At 67.6% G+C, this 343-nt stretch carries 1 protein-coding gene; it reads left to right on the top strand.

Annotated elements, in window-relative coordinates; all coding sequences use genetic code 11:
- Positions 1-343: Ig-like domain-containing protein (locus JOY50_RS28720; protein WP_243056195.1), on the top strand; the 343-nt coding region annotated here is incomplete at both ends.

The following is a 343-nucleotide window of genomic DNA, read 5'->3' as shown; positions in this document are numbered from 1 at the left end:
TGCAGTTCGATGCACCGGACATCACCCCGCCTGAGGCGGTCAGCAACATCGTGGTCGGCGCGGGTGGCACGGCCCTGAGTGGTCGCGGTGAAGCCGGTGCAACGGTCGAAGTGCGCGATGCCAACGGCACCGTGATCGGCACTGGTGTAGTCGGTGCCAACGGTACCTTCCTGATCGACCTCGACCCGGCGGTGCAGCCGGGCGAACAGCTGAGCCTGGTGCAGACCGACCCGAGCGGCAACGCTTCCGTGGCAGTGGAGTACGACGTACCGCTGACCACCGCGCCAGACAGCCCGAGCAACCTGGCCATCGATGCCGACGGCACCACCCTCACCGGTTCCGC

The sequence above is a fragment of the Pseudomonas sp. BP01 genome (assembly GCF_022760795.1).
GTDB lineage: Bacteria > Pseudomonadota > Gammaproteobacteria > Pseudomonadales > Pseudomonadaceae > Aquipseudomonas > Aquipseudomonas putida_Q.
This window is presented reverse-complemented; position numbering and strand designations above follow the sequence as displayed.